A 21825-nucleotide genomic window follows, 5' to 3' on the forward strand; every position below is an offset into this window, starting at 1 on the left:
CTGATATCCCTTGGCATCGATATCAGGCGGGTCTTGGGGCAAACATGATGATGGCCATGCCGATCAGGGCCACCCCGGCCCCCACCAGATCCCACAGGCTGGGTTTGATGCCATCCACGGCCCAGAGCCAGAGAATGGCCACGAAGATGTAGACGCCGCCATAGGCGGCATAGACGCGGCCAGCGGCGGTCGGGTGCAATGAGAGCAGCCAGGCGAACAGGGCCAGGCTCAGGGCCGCGGGCAGCAGCAGCCAGGCGCTCTTGCCCTGGGTCAGCCAGAGATAAGGGAGATAACAGCCCAGGATCTCGGCAACCGCAGTCACCAGAAACAGGGCCAGGGTCTTGAGTTCAACCATGAATACTCGGGATCCTTGCAGGCAGAATGGACTTCTTGTGGCAAATCATACTGTTATATCCAGCCACTGCAATCGGCTTTCGAGGTGCACGGTTCAGGGCACGGGAGGCAGATGGCGGAGCGCGAACAGGATCGAGGAACATCATGCGCTTGGCATGGCGTGCGGTAGGTATAGAGGGTATGCAAACAGGGGGTAGAAAGCCGACAGGGAACGGGCTGCGCTGTGCTTAAAAACAGTCAGGCCCGCCGAAGCGGGCCTGACGACAGGATTAGCGGGTCTTGACCGCCTGCAGCAGCACGGAGACAGCCGGCCCGAAGCGGCGGGCTCGGATGGCCTCCTGGATATCCTGCTCGTCGTAGCGACTGGCGGGGTAGACCACCACGCAGGCGGTATCACCGGGAGCGAGGAAGTGGGTCTCGCCAAAGGGGGTGTAGCGGGTGGCGCCAATGCTGATGAGCGCATGGGCCGGGCATCCCGCCTGGGCCAGCAGCCCCTGGATATGCTCGGCCGGGCCTTCGTCCTGCTGATGGTTGAACTTGTCGATGGCCCACGCCAGCAACTGACCGTGGAAATAACTGTAATCCACCGCCGCGCTGTCGATCCCGTAGGGATGCAGCTCACCGCCGCGCTCCAGGTAGCAGGCGATGCGGTAGTCATCGAGCTCGCATCCTGCGGCAAAGTGGGTCAGGGGCAGCAGGTTCGCGGCCAGCCCCTTGCTCTCTTCACCCCAGTTCTTCTTCTCGCTGATCTTGTTGGCATTGGGGCGACGGATGGAGCAGTCGTTGTAGGCGCCAAACGCCTTGGGATGGATGGCCACCACCTGCTCCCCCGCGTACTCCAGCTCGCACCACAGTGCCACCTCGGGTTCAATCTGCACCTTTTCGTCCCCGCTCACCGCCGCCTCCGGCAGGAAGATGGCCTCGCCGCTCAGGGGAAAGACCCCGAGCTGGCCGGGATGATTCGGCACATAGAAGGGGAACAGCGCCTTGGGGGCGACCTTGTCGTCAACCTTGACGGCGACGAAGTCCGCCGCCTCCCCTGCCTGTTCCAGGTGACCGGCGAAGTTGCCCGCCACGCCCAGTCCGATAAAGGGGGTCTGTGAGGTGATCTGCATCTGTGGCTCCACTGGCGCGGCCGGGGCCGCCGCCTCGTTGTCGTTGTTCAGGGCGGCAATACCGCCAAAGAGGGAGCTTATTAGAGCACAGCCCCCGTACGGCGCCCAGCCACCGGGCCACAAGCTGTGCACCAGGGCGGATTTTCCCTCACCATCTGGTCATAAAGTCGGCAGTCGATGCGAAGCTGTGATCCCGATGCTTGGGAGAGCCCGACACTTTTGCTAGGCTGCCCTATTCATTTGCCGTTCGGGAGCCGTCGCAAGGCCATGACCACCCACTTTCAGGGGCGCTTCGAGGTGGAGTTCAAATACCGCCTGACGGACAGCGCCGCCTTTGTGCATACCCTCACGGCCCTCGGCCCCGAGGTGATGGTGGCGGACAATCATGAGCAGGACTGCTACTTCGACACGGCAGACGGCGCCCTGGCTCGGGCAGAGAAGAGCCTGATCATCCGCACCATGGCCCCCAGCGGCATCCGGCTCTGGATAGTCAAAGGCCCCGGACCAGATCGCTGCGAGGCGGTCAACATCACCGATGCGGACAAGGCGGCCAGCATGGTGCGCACCCTGGGCTACCAGCCGGTGCTGGCCATCGACAAGCGGCGCAGCATCTATTTTCTGGGGGCCTTCCACGTCACGGTGGATCACCTGGCAGGCGTCGGTGATTTTGCCGAGCTCGCCATCATGACTGACGACGAGGCCGCCCTGCCCGCCTACCGCGCACAACTGCTGGCGCTGGTTAGCCGGCTGGGACTGGCGCCCGAGATGCGGGAAACCCGCTCCTATCGCACCCTGTGCGAGCAGCGAGCCCCCCTTTGACAAGCGGCAACAAGAGGAATCTACCCATGATCGACAAACTCGCCTGGTTGACCTTCAAGGAGGGACAACTGCTGTGCGCCCGCTCCCACGGCAAGGACATCTACTACATTCCGGGGGGCAAGCGCGAGCCGGGCGAGAGCGACGAGGCGGCCCTCATTCGTGAAATCGAGGAAGAGCTCGCGGTCACCCTGAAACCCGACACCCTGGCGTTCACCTGCGAGTTCAGCGCCCAGGCGGACGGCAAGCCGCAAGGGGTGAATGTCAATCTGCGTTGCTACACGGGGGACGCCGACGGCACGCCCGTCGCCTCGGCGGAGATCGCCGAGCTGCGCTGGCTGGACAGCCGCCACCTGGCCGAGGTCTCCCCCGTCTCCCGCCTGCTGTTCCAGTGGCTGGCAGCGCAGGGACTGATCCATTAAGAGACGGCGCACCTGACCGGATGATGATGGCACCGGCAGGAGAGTCCGCGCCCGAGACGTTAATCCCCCACGTGGGCCAAGAGAGAAGATGAGGACATTCAATGGAGATCCTTGAGGTCGAGAGCACCAGAGGCATCAAACCGGCGCTGATCGCCCTGCTGCAAGATTGCGTGGCCAGTGGTGCCTCGGTGGGCTTTCTGCCTCCCCTGCAGGAAGAGCAGGGGCTGGCGTACTGGCAAGGCATCGAGGGGGAGCTGGCGGATGGAGTGCGCAAGCTCTGGGTGGCGTTCGATCAGCACCATCTGGTGGGCGCCCTGCAGCTCTCCCTGTGCACCAAGGCCAACGGGGGCCACAGGGCCGAAGTGGAAAAGCTGATGGTCCACAGCCAGGCCCGTGGCAAGGGGGTGGGCCGCGCCCTGATGAACGCCATGGAGCAAGGGGCCCGTGACGCCAGGCGCACCTTGCTGGTGCTGGATACCCGGGTCGGCGACGTTGCCTCCAGCCTCTATCGCCAGCTCGGCTATCAGGAGGCCGGCCAGATCCCGGACTTCGCCCGCAATGGGGACGGCACCCTCGCCGCCACCCAGTTCTTCTACAAGCAGCTCTGAGGCAGACGGCCTGGCAAGACCGGACAGCGTGCCGATCTTGCCCCCTCCAAGGCTCGGCGCACATAGGTTTTTGGTTCAATCAGACTCATCGGCAAGGAGCCATCATGATATTGGAAGTCGCCCATCTGCAGATCATTCCCGGCAAGGCCACTGACTTCGAGCAGGCCTTCGCCCGGGCCCAGCACATCATCAGCGCCATGCCCGGCTACCTGGGCCACCAGTTGCAGCGTGCCCTGGACGATCCCCATCACTACCTGCTGCTGGTGCAGTGGGCGCGGCTGGAAGATCACACCCGGGGGTTCAGGGGCTCACCCCAGTACCAGGAGTGGAAGGCCCTGCTGCACCACTTCTACGACCCCTTCCCCAGGGTCGAACATTTTCAGGATGCAACACCGATCAGCGCCGCAAGCTGAACCTTGATCAGCTCGTCCCGTCACGGGCTGATCAATGGCGTCAGGCCAGTCGCTCGGCCCTGTGGGCAATCTGCGGATCGGCAAAGGCGCTCTGGGCCGCGATGAGCTGCAGCTCGTAGGCATTCGCCTCCCAGGTCTGTCTCAGCACCGCATCCACCGCGGCGTTGGTGCGCTCGAAGGCACTCACCCCCTCATACCCCGCCTGCAGGTTGGCCAGCATCAGGGCGCTGATGAGATCCCCCACGCCCACCGGTTGGCGCGCGAAATCGTAAAGGGGACGGGCGATCAGATAGTCTCCCTCGGGGGTGGCAAGCAGCATCTCGAAGCGGCCGGGGACGCTGGCGGCGCGACCCAGGTGCTTGACCAGCACCATCTTCACCCCCTTCTCCAGCAACTGGTGTGCGGCGACCCGGGTCTGGGCCAGGGTTGTCAGATGGACATCGCACAGGGTCTCCAGCTCCAGCAGATTGGGGGCCATGATGTCCGCCACCGGCAGGGCCTGCTCGGTGAGAAAGCGGGTGACGCCCGGGGCGACGATACACCCCTTCTCCGGATGCCCCATCACGGGATCGCAGAAATAGAGGGCCGCCGGATTGGCTCGTTTCACCGCCGCCACCACCGCCAGGATCTCGTCCCCCTGCTCCGCCGAGCCCAGATAGCCGCTCAGCACCGCATCGCAGCGCGCCAGCACCTCGATATTGCAAAGCCCCTGGCACAGGGCGGCAATGTGGCCCGCCGGCATTGCCATTCCCTGCCAACCCGCCTCGTACTGGGTGTGGTTGGAGAACTGCACCGTATTGATGGGCCACACCTCCATGCCGAGACGGCGCATGGGGAACACGGCGGCGCTGTTGCCGGCACAGCCAAACACCACGTGGGACTGGATAGAGAGAATGCGTTTCATCGACACCACCGCACAAGAAACCTGAGGAAAAGAGGCAATATATCGGATGAAGAGACGGCTCTTCCAGCAATTAACGCCCTGACTCCCTATTTATGCTTCTGCAGGCCTAACCTGCCGCATATTTGACCGCCGCTACCCTGTTTCTGCACAACCCTGGAGCCATCTGCCCGCGGCTGCGGGGTGATAAATGTATTTGTACGCCTCTTGTCTGATGGCATACAAGGTGGTTTTTCAATCAACCATGAACAGTCGGGATCAAGGATGAGGTCCGATGAAAAGGCGCCAGTCGGCAGTCGGCAGTCGGCAGTCGGCAGTCGGCAGTCGGCAGTCGCAAAATAAGGCAACAAGGGCAAGGGTCAAGGGGACGTCGGAAGATCACAAGGACGAACGCGGCCTGCCCTTGCCTGACACCGTGGCAACGGCAAGCCATACGAAGTGGCGACAGCAAGTCGCCAGCAGTCATCAGAGGGAGCGCGGTGCCCTTGGGCGTCTCAATCCCGGGCGAAGTGGTAGACCCAGCCTTCGTCCGGTGCCATCTCCTCCGGCAGGTCCACCAGGGCAGGCAGCGAGGTGACGGCCCCTTCGGCCGCATATTGCAGGGCCATCAGGGCGCAGAGCGCGGCATCATAGGGATCCGTTCCAGGGATGAGGGACGCCGGCAGGTGGGGTTGCAGCTCGGGCCGCACCGCAGAGGCTTTGCCCCCCATTTTGGCCAGGGCGGGATAGACCTCCAGCACCGCGCGCCCGGCAGCCCTCGCCTGTTTTGGCACCAGTTGCAGATCCCCGAGACGCGGCAGCATGGAGAGGGCCAGGGTGGCGTTGTTGCCGAGCCTGTCGAAGGTGGCGGAGAGGGGCTTCTTGCCATAATGCTGATGGAGCCAGCGCTCGCAATCCCGGTAGGCGTAAGGGTTGTCAATCTCCCGCTGGGGCACGGGAAAGCCGCTCCCCCGCCCCGCCAGCAGATCGGCGAGGGCGCGGGGAAAGGCCAGGGGCGCATCGATGCCGAGAGCAAGGCGCGGGCAGGCCAGCACCTGCATCAGCGCCACCTCGTCTTGCAGGGCCGGGCGCAGCAGGGCATCCAGATCCGGCGTGACCCGGGAGCTCAGCCGAAACAGGGGGGAGATCCCGAGCCAGTGCAGACGGGACTCCCGGGCCTGCCAACCCACCACCGCCACCGCCTGGGCATTGCCCTGCCAACCCCTCACATCCCAGCCGATGCCGATGGCGTCCATGTGTTCCGTTGTCATGCCCCTGTTACCTCTGTGCAGCCTTGATGGAGCACAGGGTAATGGCTGCCCCTCCTAAAGCAAGGGCAAGTTGGCCCCTAGAAGGATTTCTTGAAGTTGATCAGGGGCAGAATGGGGAAGATGCCGTTCTCGGCGTAGTTGGCCAGGCCAATCTGCAAGCCGTCCAGGTGCTTGGTGGCATTGACGAACCCCAGCTGGAAGGTGGTGCGTTCGGCATAGTTGACGAAGCCGACGTTGGCCAGGGCATTGCCCTGGGCGATGTTGACCGCCCCCCAGTTGAGCCCCTTCACATTGTTGGTCAGGTTGACGAAGCCCAGATTGAGGCCGGTATCCTGCCCTTCGTGCCAGTTGACGGCGTTGATGGCGACCCCGCCAAACTGGTGGCGCACCCGGCTCGCGCCAAAGAACACACCAAGCTGCAGGCCGGTGAACTGATCCACATCGGAGAGGGCGAACACCGGCAGATCGATCCCCTTTACCTGGCCGGTGCGGCCGTAGAGGAAGGAAGCCCGTGCTCCTTCCACCTGATTGGACGAGGGCAGGTTGACACCGGGCAGGGAGATCTGGACCGGCGTGCTGGCCTGGGCGACACCGGCGAGGGTCAGGGCACCACAGCCGAGCAGCAGGGCGAACGGTTTCATCGGGGATTCCTTGTGAAGAGGGTGTGGCTCAAGGGTACCAGCGCAGGCGCCAGGGGACGAGGTCTCGGCCCTTTCCCTGCGTCACCTCTCGTCTGAATCCGGGGATGGCTCTCTCGGCGGATTGGAAAATTCAAACAGAAACTAACATTTATGTCATTTACACCAAAGGTGGATTGGTTGCAGAATGCTCAAACGTGTGTTTGAACAGAGCAAACAACACGTAACACAGGGATGACGTGCTGTACCCGCAAGAAGGGTCGATTGACCCGCAAAAACAGTGTTCTGCCGAACCGGAGACCCATGATGAATATGGACGTGATCAAGAGCTTTACCGAGCAGATGCAAGGCTTTGCCGCCCCCCTCACCCGCTACAACCAGCTGCTGGCCAGCAACATCGAACAGCTGACCCGGTTGCAACTGGCGTCCGCCAATGCCTACGCCGAACTGGGGCTCAACCAGTTGCAGGCCGTCGGCAAGGTGCAGGATGCCCAGAGCCTGGCGGCCCTCGGCACCGTGCAGCTGGAGAGCGCCAGCCAGCTCTCCCGCCAGATGCTGGATGACATCCAGAAGCTCAGCGCCCTCGGCCAGCAGTTCAAGGAAGAGCTGGATGCCCTGACCGCAGATGGCATCAAGAAGAGCACGGGCAAGGCCTGATAACCCCTGGCTGCCCGTCTTGCGGGCAGCCACATCTCCCCACGACTCGACAGAACGGGCAAGTGCCCGCCCCGGGTGTGGGTGAAGGAGAACACATGAGCCAATCATCTTACGGCCCGCTGTTCGAGGCCCTGGCCCACTACAACGACAAGCTGCTGGCCATGGCCAGAGCCCAGACAGAGCGCACCGCCCAGGCCCTGCTGCAGACCAGTCTGGACGATCTGGGCAAGGTGCTGGAGCAGGGCAGCCAGCAGCCCTGGCAGCTGATCCAGTCCCAGATGAACTGGTGGCAGGATCAGCTCAAGCTGATGCAGCACACCCTGCTCAAGAGTGCAGGCCAGCCGAGCGAGCCGGTGATCACCCCGGATCGCAGCGATCGCCGCTTCAAGGCCGACGCCTGGAGCGAGCAACCCCTTTATGACTACCTCAAGCAATCCTATCTGCTGACCGCAAGACACCTGCTGGCGGCGGTAGATGCCCTGGAGGGCGTGCCCGAGAAGAGCCGGGAGCGACTGCGCTTTTTCACCCGCCAGTACGTCAACGCCATGGCTCCCAGCAACTTCCTGGCCACCAACCCGGAGCTGCTCAAGCTCACCCTGGAGTCCGACGGCCAGAATCTGGTGCGCGGCCTCGCGCTCCTGGCCGAAGATCTGGAGCGCAGCGCCGATCACCTCAACATCCGCCTGACCGACGAGTCCGCCTTCGAGCTCGGCCGGGATCTGGCGACCACCCCGGGCCGGGTAGTGCTGCGCACCGAGCTCTTTGAGCTCATCCAGTACAGCCCGACCACGGCGACGGTGGGCAAGACCCCGGTGCTGGTCGTGCCCCCCTTCATCAACAAGTACTACATCATGGACATGCGCCCCCAGAACTCCCTGGTGGCCTGGCTGGTCGCCCAGGGACAGACGGTCTTCATGATCTCCTGGCGCAACCCGGGGGTGGCACAGGGGCAGGTCGATCTCGACGACTACGTGGTGGACGGGGTCATCGCCGCCCTGGACGCCGTGGAGGCGGCCACCGGCGAGCGGGAGGTGCACGGCATCGGCTACTGCATCGGTGGCACCGCATTGTCACTCGCCATGGGCTGGCTGGCGGCGCGGCGCCAGAAGCAGCGGGTGCGCAGCGCCACCTTGTTCACCACCCTGCTGGACTTCTCCCAGCCCGGGGAGCTTGGCATCTTCATCCACGAGCCCATCATCGCGGCGCTGGAGGCGCAGAACGAGGCCAGGGGCATCATGGACGGGCGCCAGCTGGCGGTCTCCTTCAGTCTGCTACGGGAGAACAGCCTCTACTGGAACTACTACATCGACAGCTACCTCAAGGGCCAGAGCCCGGTGGCGTTCGATCTGCTGCACTGGAACAGCGACAGCACCAACGTGGCGGGCAAGACCCACAACAGCCTGCTGCGCCGACTCTACCTGGAAAACCAGCTGGTGAAGGGGGAACTTCGGATCCGCCACACCCGCATCGAGCTCGCCAAGGTGAAGACCCCGGTGCTGCTGGTGTCCGCCGTGGACGATCACATCGCCCTCTGGCAGGGGACCTGGCAGGGCATGGCGCTGTTCGGGGGCGAGCGGCGCTTCATTCTGGCCGAATCCGGGCACATCGCCGGCATCATCAATCCACCGGATGCCAACAAGTACGGCTTCTGGCAGAGCGAGGCCGAGGCGGACAGCCCGGCGCAGTGGCTGGCGGGGGCGACCCACCAGGGCGGCTCCTGGTGGCCCGAGATTATGCGCTTTATCAAAGACCGTGACGAGGCAGAGCCCGTCCCTGCCCGGCAGCCTGCCGAGGGGTTGGAGGCGGCCCCCGGCAGCTACGTCAAGGTACGGCTCAATCCGGTGTTTGCCGGCGTCAGGAAGCAAGAAGAGGAACCCGCATGAGTACACAACCCTTTGCCGTGGGCATGAAAGCCAGCCTGACCAAGCGCTTCGGCCCGGCCGAGGTGGCGGCCTTCGCTGGCCTCTCGGAGGATTTCAATCCCCTGCACCTGGACCCGGACTTCGCCGCCACGACGGTGTTCGAGCGCCCCATCGTCCACGGCATGCTGCTGGCGAGCCTCTTCTCCGGGCTGCTCGGGCAGCAACTGCCCGGGAAAGGGAGCATCTACCTGGACCAGAGCCTCTCCTTCACGCTCCCGGTGTTCGTGGGGGACGAGGTAACGGCGGAGGTGGAGGTGATTGCCTTTCGAAGCGACAAGCCCATCGCCACCCTGGCCACCCGCATCTTCACCCAGGGCGGCGCCCTCGCCGTGACGGGGGAAGCGGTGGTGAAACTCCCTTGAGCGCCAGTGGCCCCCAGAGACACAACCAGCCCGGTCGGGCTGGTTTTTTTGCCTGTGCTCGCCCCTTTTTCGGGGCAATTCGGCCCGGGCCCTTTCCCTGCCCCGCCTAACTGCCTAGAATGAGCCCCCGCTGTTTCAGCCATTCATCCAGCTAGAGGATTTCCCATGGAGACGTTTCTGCTCGAAGGTCACCCCTTCGTTGCCTTGTGTGACCTGATCAAGCATCAGGGTTGGGCCGATTGTGGCGGTGCCGCCAAGGCGCTGGTCGCCGAGGGCCTGGTGGAAGTGGACGGTCAGGTCGAGACCCGCAAACGCTGCAAGATAGTCGCCGAGCAGGTGGTCAACTTCAACGGCATGAAGGTCGTGGTGAAGGAAGGCGTCAGCCCCGAGATCCTCTGATCCTGACGCCCTGCCACGCAAGCGCTACCCAGCACAGTGGCCGAGCAGGTGGTCAACTTCAACGGTATGAAGGTAGTCGTGAAGGAAGGCGTCAGCCCCGAGATCCTCTGATCCTGACGCCCTGCCACGCAAGCGCTACCCAGCACAGTGGCCGAGCAGGTGGTCAACTTCAACGGCATGAAGGTGGTCGTGAAAGAAGGCGTCAGCCCCGAGATCCTCTGCTCCTGACGCCCTGCCACGCAAGCGCTTCCCAGCACAGTGGCCGAGCGGATGGTCAACTTCAACGGCATGAAGGTGGTCGTGAAGGAAGGGAGCAGCCCCGAGATCCTCTGATCCCGGCTTGAACAAGGGCGCCAAGCGCCCTCTGGCCTTCAGCTGGCCTTGATGGAGAGGGTCAGCACGAAGCGGGCCATGGCCTCGTCGCCGTTGCGCGACGGGCAGGTGGCTACCACCTGGATGGGACGGTTGATGCGCTGGCCGCTCGCCAGGGACTCGTCGATCATGGCATCGATAAGCTCCCCCGCCGCGCAATCAAACTGCACGTCCCCCTCCGGGCGCTTCAAAAACTCTCCCTGCACATCCTTGAAGGCAAAATGCACCTTCTTGCGCCGCGCCCGCCCCTTCTCCATGACCAGGAGCCCTCCCACCAGGTCGGCGCCGGTGGCGAGCGCCCCGAAATACATGCTGCCCAGGTGGTTGCGGGTACGCCAGCCCAGCGGAATGCGGATGCGCAGCGCCCTGGCGTCCATCTGCTCGATGACGGGGGCACAAAAACCAATGACGGGAATGTAGCGCCAGGCGAACAGACGCAGGGCGAGGTTGGCTTTGAGGCGTTGCAGGTCCATTGCAAACTGATCCGATGAGTGAATGTGACGCAAATGTTGCCAGCCTGCTTCCCGATAGACAAGCCTCCCGTGCCATCCCTGTGAGCGGGCCCCCAAAGGGTATTTGCAAAATTCATGCAATGGCAGGTTCTATTTGCCTGGCAAATGATAAAACCGACCTTTCCTGACCCCGGGTCGCCCCTCTCTTTCCCCTTTTTCCGGATTTTTTCAAGGTCCCGCCCCGGATGACGGGACCATGACAGCCATATCCGAATGAAACACAACGAGAAATACTCCCCGTCAGGGGGCTAGCCCAGGATCCCGCCCCCGCCACTGGGATTATTCGCAGTAACCAAACCCCCACTCCCTCGCTAGGCTGTTGCTGGCCCGGAAGTAGCCACTCGGCACCGGGTCAACCCGTCTACCAATCTCACCATAAGGATAGAGAGATGAGTCACGTGCAACAGTTGTTCAACGGGGGCGAGAGCGCCGGTACTTTCCAGCTCAACTTCAACAACAACCGTGCCTACGAGCTGTTTGGCCGGGAGTACCTCAAGTGCTATGCCAACCTCAGCGCCAAGGGGAAGATGAGCAAGCCCCTGCCCACCGGGCCGCTGAGCTACACCGTCGACTTCGCCATGGATTGCGGCTGCAGTTCGGTGCTGTTTGACTTCAACCTCGCCTACAAGAAGACCTTCGGCAACCAGTTGCAGGCCCCCCTGTGGCGCGAGTCGGACTACGAGGCCGAGCTGGTGCTCTGCCAGCTGGTGCGCGAGGCACCGGCCAACCGCCTGAGCAACCATGATCAGTTCGCCGAGGCCGAGGCCTTCTTCAACGACGTCAATCTGCCCGACACCGTCCGGGCAGTGGGCGCTGATCCCTATGCCGACAAGGACGGCCTGGTGGAGTTCATCGTGGCCAACGAGCTGCTGGACGATCCCGCCGTCATGGCCAAGCTGGCGGAACAGAAGGCCTACCTCATCGCCATCACCTCCGTGGTCACCGCCTACATCAACCGTTACGCCGAAGCCTATGGCGAGCAGTACAAGACGGACGCGGATCTCTGGGCCAGGGCCCTCTCCAAGATCCCTCTGATGGGGCCGAGCAAGATCGATCAGCAGAGCTACAGCCGCCACATCAAGGGGCTCAGCATCGCCACCGACTTCATCAACTTCATCATGGACGTGGTGGTGAGCCAGGGCACCACGGCGCTGGCCAGCTTCAACAAGTTCCTGCAAAAGCAGGGGGATGCCATCCGCTTCGGGGTGGAGAACAACAAGGACTTCTACAAGACCATCACGGTGGGGGTCACGGTGGAAGTGTTCAAGGTGGGCAACGAGCTGGTCTATGTGCCGAAGATCAAGCAGTACCGCGTCAACTTCGACCGCCAGAACAGCAAGTTCACCTCCGCCTGTGCCAGCGCCGAGTTCGTCGACATCTACTTCAACTACCTCTATGCCGCCAACGTGTTCGACTACGAGGCGCTCAAGGATCCCGAGATCAAGCGCGACTTCGACAGCTTCATCCAGAAGCAGCGCAAGGCACAAATTGAAGAAGCGGATACCTTCTTCAACGATGACTTCCCGCCCCTGGAGCCCAAGCTGGTCAGCCGCAGCAAGGTCACGGTGTAACCCCGCCAGTCAAAAAAACAGCCGGCAGATGCCGGCTGTTTTTTTAGGTGGGCCTCAGGCCCGTTTCTCTTCAAGCCAGGCCCCCTGGCTCTGCATCTCGAACAGCTGGGCATAATGCCCCCCCAGCGCCATCAGCTCGCCGTGGGTGCCGCGCTCGCTCACCCACCCGCGGGAGAGCAACAGGATTTCATCGGCATCCACAATGGTGGAGAGACGGTGGGCGATGGCGATGGTGGTGCGGCCACGGCGCGCCGCCGAGAGCGCCTGGGAGAGGGCGAGCTCGGTCTGGGAGTCCACGCTCGCGGTCGCCTCGTCCAGGATGAGGATGCGCGGATCCCCCACCAGGGCGCGGGCAAAGGAGAGCAGCTGGCGCTGGCCGGCGGAGAGGTTCTTGCCCCCCTCCTCCATCAGGGTGGCCAGGCCATCGGGCAGGCGGCGCACGAAATCGGCCAGCTGCACCTCCTCCAGAGCCTGCCAGAGCCGGCTATCCTCGATGCCGTCACGCCCAAGGCGCAGGTTCTCGGCCAGGGTGCCGACGAAGATGAAAGGATCCTGCTGCACCAGGCCGATGCTGCGGCGCACCGCCGAGAGGGCCAGGCCGTTCATGGGGTGATCATCGAAGTGGATGCTCCCCCGATCCAGGGGGTAGAAACCCATCAGCAGGCTGATGATGGTGGACTTGCCGCTACCGGTGTGGCCCACCAGCGCCAGCATCTGGCCCGGCCGGGTGGCAAAGCTCACATCTTGCAGCACCTGCTGCTCCCCGTCGTAGGAGAAGCCCACCCCGTCGAAGCGTACCCGTCCCTTCAGGGGGCGCACCTCCCCGTCGGTGCTCTCGCGGGTTTCATCGAGCAGGGTGAACACCCGCTCCCCCGCCACCATGGCCTGCTGCAACTGGTTGAGCTGGTTGGTCATCTCGATGAGGGGCTCGATCATCCGCCCCAGATAGCTGATAAAGGCGTAAAGCACCCCCACCTGGATGGCCCCCGCCGTGCTCAGCCCCTCGTGGGCAAACAGGGCCAGCAGACCGATGAGCACCATCATGTAGAAGAGATCGATGAGGGGGCGCAGCAGGATGCCGTTGATCTTGAGGCTCTTGATCCGCGCCTGCCAGTGCTGCTGGTTCACCCCGGCAAAGGCGTTGGCGAAGTGGCGCTCCTGCACCATGGCCTGGATCACCGGCATCCCCTGCAACGACTCGTTGAGGCGGCTGTTGATGTCGGAGAGCAAGGATCGGGTCGCCCGCACCACGGGCACGCTCAGTTTCTGATAGAGCCACATCACGGCCCCCACCGCCGGCAGCAGGGTGGCGCACACCAGCATCAGGCGCAAGTCCAACAGCGCCATGGAGAGCAGGATGCCGCACAGGAGCACCACTTTTTGCACCAGGAGCCCTATCACCTGGACATAGAGGTTCATGATCGCCTCGGTGTCGTTGGTGATGCGGGAGATGAGGGAGCCCGAGCGGTGCTTGTCGAAATAGCGGGCAGGCAGGCGGATGGCGGTGGCGAACACCTGCTCGCGCAGACGCTGCACCACCGCCTGGGCGATGCGGTTGAAGCGCAGGGATTGCAGGTAGAAGCCGGCCGCCGACAACACCTGCAACCCCAGATAACCGGCGGCAAGGGCGGCAATGATGCCCCACTCCAGCCGGCGCGGCGCCAGGTAGTCATCGATGAAGAGCTTGATGAGCAAGGGGCCCGCCACCTCGGCGCCGGTGGCGAGCAGCAGGCAGATGCCCGCCTGCACCAGCCAGCGGGGGTAGCTGGCGCAGTAGGCGAGCAGCCGTTTGATGGTTGGATTCACAGACTTGCCTCCAGCGCAAGGTTCCACGGGAATTGACTCTCTTTGCTCCCCTCTCCGCTCGCGGGAGTCGGGCGGGGGGTGAAGGAAACCAGGGGTCTTGTCATCCTGTTCACAGGCTCTCCTCCACGTCCTGCTCCAGGCGCTGGTAGCGGACCATGTCCGCGTACCAGCCGTTCCTGGCCATCAGGGCCTCGTGACGGCCCCGCTCGCTGATCGCTCCCTGCTCCAGCACCAGGATCTCGTCCGCCTGCTCCACCGCCGTCATGCGGTGGCTCACCAGCACCAGGGTGCGTTTGTGGACCTTGAGGGCCAGCAGGATCTGCTGCTCTGTATGGGCATCCACCGCCGAGAGGGCGTCATCCAGCACCAGGATAGGGGCATCCAGCAGCAGGGCGCGGGCGATGGCCAGACGCTGCTTCTGACCGCCGGAGAGGGTCACCCCCTTCTCCCCCACCTCGGTTTCATACCCTTTGGGGAAGCGACTGATGTCGTCGTGCACGCAGGCGATGCGCGCCACCCGCTCAATCTCCTCCCGACTCGCCTCGGGGCGGCCCAGGGCGATGTTGGCCGCGATGGTGGTGGAGAACAGAAACGGCTCCTGGGGCACATAGGCAAACTGGCTGCGCAGCTCACCCAGCGACAGTTGCGAGATGGGCACCTCTCCCATGCGGATCTCCCCGGCCGTGGGGTTGGCCAGGCGCATCAGCAGCTTGAGCAGGGAGCTCTTGCCTGCCCCGGTGCGTCCCACTATCCCCAGCATGGCGCCAGCCTGCAGGGTGACATCCACCCCCTGCAACAGGGTGCGCTGCTCCAGCCGGTAGCCCAGCCCCTGCACCCGCAGGGGAAAGGCCGAGGCCAGCGCCACGGGATGGGCCGGCTCCTCGATGTCGCTGCGCTCCCCCAGCAGGCTTTCGATGCGCGAGTAGGCGGCGCTGCCCCGCTCGATGATGTTGAACAGCCAGGCGATGGCGAACATGGGCCAGATGAGCTGGCCGAGGTACATGGTGAAGCTGGTGAGCTCCCCCAGAGTCAGCTTGTCTTGCAGCACCAGGGCGCTGCCCCCTGCGACCGCCAGAAAATAGGAGCAGCCGATGCACAGGTAAATCACGGGGTCGAACTTGGCGTCGATGCGGGCCACCGCCATGTTGCGCTCCCCCGCCTGACGGGTCAGCTCGGCAAAGCCCTCGTCCTCCAGGGATTCGACCGCGTAGGATTTGAGCACCCGCACCCCGGAGAGGGCCTCCTGGGTCTTGTTGTTGAGGCGGGAGAAGGCCCCCTGAGCCGCCTTGAACTCCTTGTAGATCTGGGTCCCGAAGCGGTTCATGAAGAAGGCCATCACCGGCAGGGGCAACAGGGAGAGCAGGGTCAGCTGCCAGGAGTACTGGCTGCACATGATGGAGAGCACCAGGATGCCGACGATGAAGGAGTCCACCAGGGTCAGCACCCCTTCCCCTGCGGTCATCTCGACCGCCTGGATGTCGTTGGTGGCGTGGGCCATCAGATCACCGGTGCGGTGGCGCTGGTAGAAATCCGGGCTCATGCGGGTGAAGTGGCTGAACAGCCGGTTGCGCAGCACGTAGGCGAGCCGGTAGGAGGCACCGAACAGCATGACCCGCCACACATAGCGCAGCAGGTAGATAAGCAGTCCCAGGCCAAAAAGCCCCGCCAGATAGCCGGTCAGGGTGCCGCTGTCCAGGTCACCCTTGGCGATGCCATCCACCACCCAGCCCACCACCTTGGGAGGGATCACGGTCAACAGGGCCACCAGCATCAGCAGGGAGATGGCCACCAGATAACGCCGCCACTGATCCTTGAAAAACCAGCCAAGCCGCAAAAATACGCTCACAGAGAAGTCCTTGGTCGCGGCGCGCTGCCGCGTGATCGTGAAGAGAAGCTCAATACAATCGCCCCCTGGCGGGGGCGAACGAGTGGGTCATCATAGCCTGAAGCGGGTGACTTGAGAACGATTGCTATCTTCCCCTCCCTCAGAGCCGCTTGTCGGGGGGCGAGAACGGGAAGGCGACCGACTCCTGCTGCTCCCCGGTGAGCAGGAAGTGGGAGACTTCCTCCCGGGTCTGGGTAAAGACCTGCTGCAACTGGTTGAGCTCCCCCTCGCTCAGCTCCTCCTGCAGCCGCAGCCGCCACTCCAGCTCCCCGGCCAGCAGTTGCAGGCGGGAAGCGGAGATGTTGGCCGAGACCCCCTTCAGGGTATGCAGCAACCGGCACGCCACTTCGGGCTGCTGGCGACGCAGGGCGGTGCGGATGTCCCACAGATCGTCCTTGTGCTCGGAGAGGAACAGCTTGAAGAGGATCTGCAGCGCCTCCCTGTCATGCTCCAGCCGGCGCAGGGCATCCTCCAGATCCAGCACGCCCATGAGGGCAGGTGGCTTGACCTCGATGGGCACCTTGGGCTCCCCGCCGCTGCTCTTCACCCATTGCAGCAGGTTGTTGTAGAGATCAAGCTTGCTCACCGGCTTGGTGACATAGCCGTTCATGCCGACGCCAAGGCAGCGCTCCCTGTCCCCCGGCATGGCGCTGGCGGTGAGGGCGATGATGGGCACATCGTGCTTGTCCACCATCTTGCGGATCTGGCGGGTGGCATCCAGCCCGTCCAGCACCGGCATCTGCAGATCCATCAGGATGACGTCGAACGGCTGCTCCGCTACCTGCTCCACCGCCTCGCGGCCGTTATCCACCACGGTGACCTTGGCCTCCACCCGGCGCAGGTACTCCAGAATGAGCTGCTGGTTGACCCGGTTGTCCTCGGCCAGCAGCACCCGGGTACCGCGCAGCAGCTCCCGGAACTGCTGCTGATCCCCCTGGGCCTCCGCCTGGCGGACCTTGCTGTCATGGGAGCTGCCGTTGAGCAGTTCGTCCACCTTGGCCAGCAAGGCGTTTTCGGTCATGGGTTTGGCCAGGAAATGGGTCAGTCCCATGCTCTCCATGCGTCCGTGCAGCCCCTCCCTGGACCAGGCGCTGGTCATCAGGACAGGCAGGCGCCGCCACTGGCTGTGCTGGTACATCTCGAGGGCCAAGTCCAGGCCATCCTCCTGACCCATGCGCCAGTCGAGGATGGCGAGGCGGATGTGATGCCCCTCTTCCCGCAGCACCTGACGGGCGCGGGAGAGGCTGTTGACCGTGATGACGGACGCCCCCGCCCGCCCCAGGATGTCCTTGGCCAGTTCCAGCACCAGCTCGTTGTCATCCATCATCAGGATCAGGGGCTGGTGATCGAAGAAGACCCTGCGCCCCGAGACCCCGTACACCGCCTGGGAGATGGGGATCTCGAACAGGAAGGTGGAGCCCACCCCGGGCTTGCTCTGCACGGTGATCTCCCCGCCCATCAGCCCCACCAGGCGCTGGGAGATGTTGAGGCCAAGCCCGGAGCCGCCATATTTGCGGGTATTGCCCGCCTCCAGCTGGGTAAAGGGCTGGAACAGCTGGGCCTGTTTCTCCGGGGCGATGCCGATGCCGGTATCCCGCACGCTGAAACAGACCCGCATGGGATGCTGGCTGGTGAGGGTGATGGCCACCTCCACCTCGCCCCGCTCGGTGAACTTGATGGCATTGTTCACCAGATTGACCAGTACCTGACCGAGGCGCAGCGGATCCCCGCGCAGGAAGTCGGGCACGGCGGGGGACTTGTTGATGATGACCTCGATGTGCTTGCGCTCCGCCAGATCCGCGAACATGGCGGCGAGGGAGTCGAGCTGCTCGCTGAGATCGAAGTCGATCTCCTCCAGGGTCAGCTTGCCGGACTCCACCTTGGTGAGATCCAGGATGTCGTTGATGAGCAGCAGCAAGGTATCCGACGAGGATTTGATCTTGTTGAGATAGTCCCGCTGCTGGGGATCCAGGCTGGTTTGCAGTGCCAGGGCGCTGAAGCCGATGATGGCATTCATGGGGGTGCGGATCTCGTGGCTCATGTTGGCCAGGAAGTCGCTCTTGGCCTGGGCCAGCAGCGCGGCATGGCGTGAGAGCTCGCTCAGCTTCTGGTTGCGGCGCCACAGGGTCGCGGCCACCAGCGAGAAGCAGAGCAGCGCCCCCCCCAGCACCATCAGGTAGAAGCGGCTCTTGAGGGAGGAGGCCCGCTCCAGCTTGCTCTGCTTCCAGGCGGGCAGCGAGCTCAGCCCCTTCATCTCCACCACCTGATTGCGCAGGCGATGGTACTCCATCACCTGCTGATTGAACTCCTGGCCCAGCCGAACGAGGGCCGCGACCCTCGGCTGCTCGCCATAGCGGTCAAGCAGGTGCTGCTGGAGTTGCAACAGTTGCCGCTGCTCGTTCTGATCCCAGCTGCGTCTGAGGTAGTGGTGCAGGCGCATGAGTTCGGTCAGGTCGCGGTACTGCGCCTCACCGACCGGCAGGGTGCCTTGCAACGCCTTGAGCTGGCCCTGGAAGCGGGGAGCCAGATACTCGATGGTCATCTCCATGGTGTAGAGCCTGGCGAGATCCAGCAGATAACCGTCGATGTCCCGCTGCAACGCCTGGGAGCCGGGGTCGTCCACCGACTCCGGATCCTCGTGCACCAGCCTGACGAACCTGTCCAGGTGACTGGAAAGCAGGCTCAGGCGTTGCTGTACGCTGCCATCGCTGGCCTTCTCGCGCCCCAGCAGATAGACGGTATCGGTATTGACCCGATTGAGCACCATCTCAGCCGCCACGCTCAAATCGAAGGCACGCTGCTGCTGGCTGAGCAACTGCCAGCAATAGGCAGAAAAGCCCACCAGCGATACGATGATAAGGCCAAAGACAACACGATTGGCCCGTGCAACACTCTTCATCCCGTCTCGATTCTCATGTCATGGTCGGCCATCCGGTGACATCAGGTCACGGCCGGAGGCCAACTGTGAAAAACCACTGAGTGCTATGTTACCGTTAGTCGGCGCTCTGATTGCAATAAAGATGTTGCCGGGCCATGAAATAAGGAAGCAATTATGTCACTTGTCACCACCTATTGTAGCCAATGCTTTACCCGCAACCGCCTGCCTGTTGAAAAAGCAGACTCAAATGCGAAGTGCGGCCGCTGCCGTCACGCCCTCTTCGAACAAACCCCGGTGGCAGGGCGTCAGGCCAGCTTCGATGCCCTGATCCAGTCCGACATCCCGGTGGTGGTGGACTTTTGGGCAAGCTGGTGTGGCCCCTGCCTGCAGTTTGCCCCCGTCTTTCAGGAGGTCGCCCGGGAGCTTGAGCCCCGCCTTCGCTTCGTGAAACTCGACACCGAGCAGGAGGCCGCCATCGCAGGTCGCTATGGCATCCGCAGCATTCCTACCCTCATGGTCTTCCAGCGGGGGGAGATCCTGGCACAGCGCAGCGGCGCCCTGCCCAAGAGCCTGTTCAAGGAGTGGCTGCTCTCCTTCACCTCCCCCGTCAAATGAAAACAAAATGTTTCATTTCTGTTTGATTGAAGATCCATTTTCACTTGACTCTGTGAGTCGCCACATGATTTGACCATATCCCCCTGTTTCAAACAGGGGGATAAATGTAACCTCGGCATCACAACAACAACCATAAATTAACCGAGAGAACGTTATGCACACATCGGCTGTACCTACGACTCCCCCCTCACGCTGGCTGGACATCAAGTCCGGGATCGTCATCCTGGATCTGCTCCTGCTCTGCGCCATGCTGGCATGGCTCCCGTTTGACCCCATGGTCAACAAGGGGCTGGCCATCCTGATCTTCATCGCCATCCTCTGGCTGACCGAGGCGGTGAACATCACCATCACCGCCATCTCCATCCCGGTGCTCGCCACCCTGCTCGGGGTGTTCGACATGAGCAAGTCGCTGACCGACTTTGCCAACCCCGTCCTGTTCCTCTTTTTTGGCGGCTTTGCCCTCGCGGCAGCCCTCTTCAAGCAGGGACTCGACACCCAGATCGCCGGCAAGGTGATGCAGCTCGCCAAGGGACACCTGGGCTGGGCTTCCATCGTGCTCTTCACCATCACGGCCGCCCTCTCCATGTGGATCAGCAACACCGCCACCGCGGCCATGATGATGCCGCTGGCCCTCGGCATGCTGAAGGGGCTGGACGTTCACAAGGAGCGCCGCACCCTGGTCTTCGTGCTGCTTGGCGTCGCCTATAGCGCCAGCATCGGTGGCATCGGCACACTGGTGGGCAGCCCCCCCAATGCCATCGCCGCCGCCCAGATGGGCTTGGGCTTCACCGACTGGCTGGAGTTCGGCATCCCCGTGGTGATCATCTTCATGCCGGTGGGCATCGGCCTGCTCTACTGGGTGACCCGTCCCAATCTCTCCCACCAGGTGAGCACCGAGCAGGTCACCATCGAGTGGACAGGTCAGCGCAAAGTGACCCTGGCCATCTTCCTGACCACGGTGCTGCTGTGGATTGGATCCCAGCCTCTTGCCAAGGCACTGGGCGGCATTCCCCAGTTCGATACCCTGATCGCCATGGGCGCCATCCTGGCCATCGCCGTCAGCCGGGTCGCCAGCTGGGATGACATCAACCAGAACACCGACTGGGGCGTGCTGCTGCTGTTCGGGGGTGGTCTCACCTTGAGCGCCATCCTCAAGCAGACCGGGGCCAACGCCTTCCTGGCGGAGCACCTCTCCAGCGGGCTCTCCTCCATGCCCATCTTCGTGATCCTGCTCTGCCTGGCCGCCTTCGTGGTGTTCCTGACCGAGCTGGTCTCCAACACCGCCACCGCCGCGCTGCTGGTGCCGCTGTTCGCCGGGGTGGCCGAGGCACTGGGGGTCTCCCCCATCGTGGTCTCCGTGCTGATCGCCGTCGGCGCCTCCTGTGCCTTCATGCTGCCGGTGGCCACGCCCCCCAACGCTATCGTCTTCGCCAGCGGCCATATCCAGCAGCGGGAGATGATGCGGGCCGGCCTGGTACTGAACCTGGTGTTCACCGTCATCCTGACCATGCTGGCCTATTTCATGGGGGATATCCTCCACTGAGGTTCGCCCCCTAATGCCCCTCCAAGCCCCGCATCGCCGGGGCTTTTTCTCGCCCCGACACCACCGCTCTCCCTACCCGTGACATCACGGCGACATTAACTCGCACTTAAGAAATCGCCTCCATGATGCTGACAACGGCCATCACGCAGCCATGGCTGACGATGGCGATGATCATGGACATCACGACAAAGGGATCACCTCATGGGTGAGACGATGCAGAACAACCGTGAAATCAAGGTATGGGATCCGGTGGTCAGGGGATTTCACTGGGCCACTGTGCTGTTGTGCGTGCTGAATCTCTTCATCCTTGAAGAGGGAGCGCGCAACCACCGCTATGCGGGATATGCGCTGGCCGGACTGCTGGTACTGCGCATCGTATGGGGTTTCATCGGCTCCTATCATGCCCGCTTCGCCCAGTGGCTGCCGACACCGACCGGCGTCATCACCTATCTCAAGGAGACGATCAAGGGGCGCCATCCCTACTACGCCGGTCACAATCCTTTGGGGTCCTTGATGATACTGCTGCTGTTGACCTGCCTTGTCGGCACCGCCGCCAGCGGGATCATGACCGAATACGGGCCGCTCTCCGGCACCCATCGCATGGAAGAGATCCACGAGTTCTTTGCCAAGGGGCTGCAGGTGGCCATCTTCGTCCATGTACTGGCCGTCATCGCCCTGGATCGTCTGGTACGGGGCGATCTCGTCAGGGCGATGATCACCGGCAAGAAACGGGTGCCGGCGGACACCCGGGTGGTCGACATGCCCTGAGCCTCCCTCAACCCGACA

21 protein-coding genes and 3 pseudogenes are annotated in these 21825 nt (G+C 63.3%); 15 read left to right on the top strand and 9 right to left on the bottom strand.

Translation table 11 applies throughout. From position 1 onward, the window contains the following. Positions 1-22: 22 nt before the first annotated feature. Together I6L32_RS18230 and I6L32_RS18235 are read right to left on the bottom strand one after the other, a co-directional pair. Entirely contained in the window at positions 23-355 is a 333-nt protein-coding gene (locus I6L32_RS18230) for a YnfA family protein (RefSeq protein WP_041211490.1), read from the bottom strand. Between the two features lie 268 nt (positions 356-623). Continuing rightward, a complete protein-coding gene (locus tag I6L32_RS18235) occupies positions 624-1469 on the bottom strand; it encodes a DUF5718 family protein (RefSeq protein WP_216944300.1) in 846 nt (281 codons plus the stop codon). 267 nt (positions 1470-1736) lie between these two features. Here I6L32_RS18235 and I6L32_RS18240 point away from each other — a divergent pair, with 267 nt between their 5' ends. The 4 genes from I6L32_RS18240 (at position 1737) to I6L32_RS18255 (ending at position 3728) form a co-directional block, all read left to right on the top strand. Continuing rightward, positions 1737-2288 (top strand): class IV adenylate cyclase, encoded by a 552-nt coding sequence (locus I6L32_RS18240; RefSeq protein ID WP_216944301.1) that lies wholly within the window; start codon positions 1737-1739, stop codon positions 2286-2288. A 26-nt stretch (positions 2289-2314) separates the two neighbouring features. Then, the gene (locus I6L32_RS18245) at positions 2315-2707 is read left to right on the top strand and encodes an NUDIX domain-containing protein (RefSeq protein ID WP_216944302.1); all 393 of its coding nucleotides are present in this window, start codon (positions 2315-2317) and stop codon (positions 2705-2707) included. Between the two features lie 101 nt (positions 2708-2808). Continuing rightward, positions 2809-3315: a GNAT family N-acetyltransferase gene (locus I6L32_RS18250; protein WP_010674875.1), complete on the top strand. Its 507-nt coding sequence runs from the start codon at positions 2809-2811 to the stop codon at positions 3313-3315. 104 nt (positions 3316-3419) lie between these two features. Further along, on the top strand, positions 3420-3728 hold the full coding sequence (locus I6L32_RS18255) for an antibiotic biosynthesis monooxygenase (protein WP_053288429.1): 309 nt from the start codon (positions 3420-3422) through the stop codon (positions 3726-3728). A gap of 40 nt (positions 3729-3768) precedes the next feature. Here the strand turns inward: I6L32_RS18255 and pdxY are convergent, their stop codons facing one another. The 3 genes from pdxY to I6L32_RS18270 all read right to left on the bottom strand — a co-directional run bounded on the left by pdxY (position 3769) and on the right by I6L32_RS18270 (position 6520). Next, positions 3769-4632: a pyridoxal kinase PdxY gene (gene pdxY, locus I6L32_RS18260; protein WP_216944303.1), complete on the bottom strand. Its 864-nt coding sequence runs from the start codon at positions 4630-4632 to the stop codon at positions 3769-3771. A 491-nt stretch (positions 4633-5123) separates the two neighbouring features. Further along, the gene (locus tag I6L32_RS18265) at positions 5124-5879 is read right to left on the bottom strand and encodes a DUF429 domain-containing protein (RefSeq protein WP_216944304.1); all 756 of its coding nucleotides are present in this window, start codon (positions 5877-5879) and stop codon (positions 5124-5126) included. A 77-nt stretch (positions 5880-5956) separates the two neighbouring features. Further along, positions 5957-6520: a hypothetical protein gene (locus I6L32_RS18270; RefSeq protein WP_010674879.1), complete on the bottom strand. Its 564-nt coding sequence runs from the start codon at positions 6518-6520 to the stop codon at positions 5957-5959. A gap of 303 nt (positions 6521-6823) precedes the next feature. Between I6L32_RS18270 and I6L32_RS18275 the strand changes: the two genes are divergently transcribed. The 7 genes and pseudogenes from I6L32_RS18275 to I6L32_RS23190 all read left to right on the top strand — a co-directional run. Beyond that, the gene (locus I6L32_RS18275) at positions 6824-7174 is read left to right on the top strand and encodes a phasin family protein (RefSeq protein WP_039040883.1); all 351 of its coding nucleotides are present in this window, start codon (positions 6824-6826) and stop codon (positions 7172-7174) included. Positions 7175-7269: 95 nt separating this feature from the next. Further along, entirely contained in the window at positions 7270-9057 is a 1788-nt protein-coding gene (locus I6L32_RS18280; protein WP_216944305.1) for a class I poly(R)-hydroxyalkanoic acid synthase, read from the top strand. Then, a complete protein-coding gene (locus tag I6L32_RS18285) occupies positions 9054-9458 on the top strand; it encodes a MaoC family dehydratase (RefSeq protein ID WP_216944306.1) in 405 nt (134 codons plus the stop codon). The genes I6L32_RS18280 and I6L32_RS18285 overlap by 4 nt, the downstream gene beginning before the upstream one ends. Before the next feature lie 165 nt (positions 9459-9623). Beyond that, on the top strand, positions 9624-9857 hold the full coding sequence (gene ybcJ, locus I6L32_RS18290) for a ribosome-associated protein YbcJ (RefSeq protein WP_010674882.1): 234 nt from the start codon (positions 9624-9626) through the stop codon (positions 9855-9857). Positions 9858-9893: 36 nt separating this feature from the next. Next, positions 9894-9968, top strand: a pseudogene (locus tag I6L32_RS18295) (ribosome-associated protein); the annotation flags it as partial. Between the two features lie 36 nt (positions 9969-10004). Then, a pseudogene (locus I6L32_RS18300) lies at positions 10005-10085 on the top strand (ribosome-associated protein); the annotation flags it as partial. Positions 10086-10115: 30 nt separating this feature from the next. Continuing rightward, positions 10116-10190: pseudogene (locus I6L32_RS23190) on the top strand (ribosome-associated protein); the annotation flags it as partial. 38 nt (positions 10191-10228) lie between these two features. Here the strand turns inward: I6L32_RS23190 and I6L32_RS18305 are convergent. Then, positions 10229-10702, bottom strand: a complete 474-nt coding sequence (locus I6L32_RS18305; protein ID WP_010674883.1) for a DUF4442 domain-containing protein — start codon at positions 10700-10702, stop codon at positions 10229-10231. Between the two features lie 428 nt (positions 10703-11130). Between I6L32_RS18305 and I6L32_RS18310 the strand changes: the two genes are divergently transcribed. Continuing rightward, positions 11131-12312 (top strand): hypothetical protein, encoded by a 1182-nt coding sequence (locus tag I6L32_RS18310; RefSeq protein WP_216944307.1) that lies wholly within the window; start codon positions 11131-11133, stop codon positions 12310-12312. A 54-nt stretch (positions 12313-12366) separates the two neighbouring features. Here the strand turns inward: I6L32_RS18310 and I6L32_RS18315 are convergent, their stop codons facing one another. The 3 genes from I6L32_RS18315 to I6L32_RS18325 form a co-directional block, all read right to left on the bottom strand. After that, positions 12367-14118, bottom strand: a complete 1752-nt coding sequence (locus tag I6L32_RS18315) for an ABC transporter transmembrane domain-containing protein (protein ID WP_216944308.1) — start codon at positions 14116-14118, stop codon at positions 12367-12369. Positions 14119-14227: 109 nt separating this feature from the next. Further along, positions 14228-15964 carry an ABC transporter transmembrane domain-containing protein gene (locus tag I6L32_RS18320; RefSeq protein WP_041215080.1) on the bottom strand — a complete coding sequence of 579 codons (1737 nt, stop codon included), beginning with the start codon at positions 15962-15964 and terminating at the stop codon, positions 14228-14230. A 139-nt stretch (positions 15965-16103) separates the two neighbouring features. Further along, complete coding sequence (locus I6L32_RS18325) at positions 16104-18902, bottom strand: response regulator (RefSeq protein WP_041211503.1); 2799 nt, start codon at positions 18900-18902, stop codon at positions 16104-16106. A 153-nt stretch (positions 18903-19055) separates the two neighbouring features. On the opposite strand from I6L32_RS18325, the gene trxC reads away from it, so the two are divergent. The 3 genes from trxC (at position 19056) to I6L32_RS18340 (ending at position 21807) form a co-directional block, all read left to right on the top strand. Continuing rightward, positions 19056-19496: a thioredoxin TrxC gene (gene trxC, locus I6L32_RS18330; protein ID WP_042879777.1), complete on the top strand. Its 441-nt coding sequence runs from the start codon at positions 19056-19058 to the stop codon at positions 19494-19496. 154 nt (positions 19497-19650) lie between these two features. Continuing rightward, the gene (locus tag I6L32_RS18335; protein WP_216944309.1) at positions 19651-21039 is read left to right on the top strand and encodes a DASS family sodium-coupled anion symporter; all 1389 of its coding nucleotides are present in this window, start codon (positions 19651-19653) and stop codon (positions 21037-21039) included. Between the two features lie 201 nt (positions 21040-21240). Next, positions 21241-21807: a cytochrome b/b6 domain-containing protein gene (locus tag I6L32_RS18340; RefSeq protein WP_254203850.1), complete on the top strand. Its 567-nt coding sequence runs from the start codon at positions 21241-21243 to the stop codon at positions 21805-21807. The last annotated feature ends 18 nt before the right edge of the window (positions 21808-21825 follow it).

The sequence above is a fragment of the Aeromonas sp. FDAARGOS 1402 genome (assembly GCF_019046925.1).
GTDB lineage: Bacteria > Pseudomonadota > Gammaproteobacteria > Enterobacterales > Aeromonadaceae > Aeromonas > Aeromonas caviae.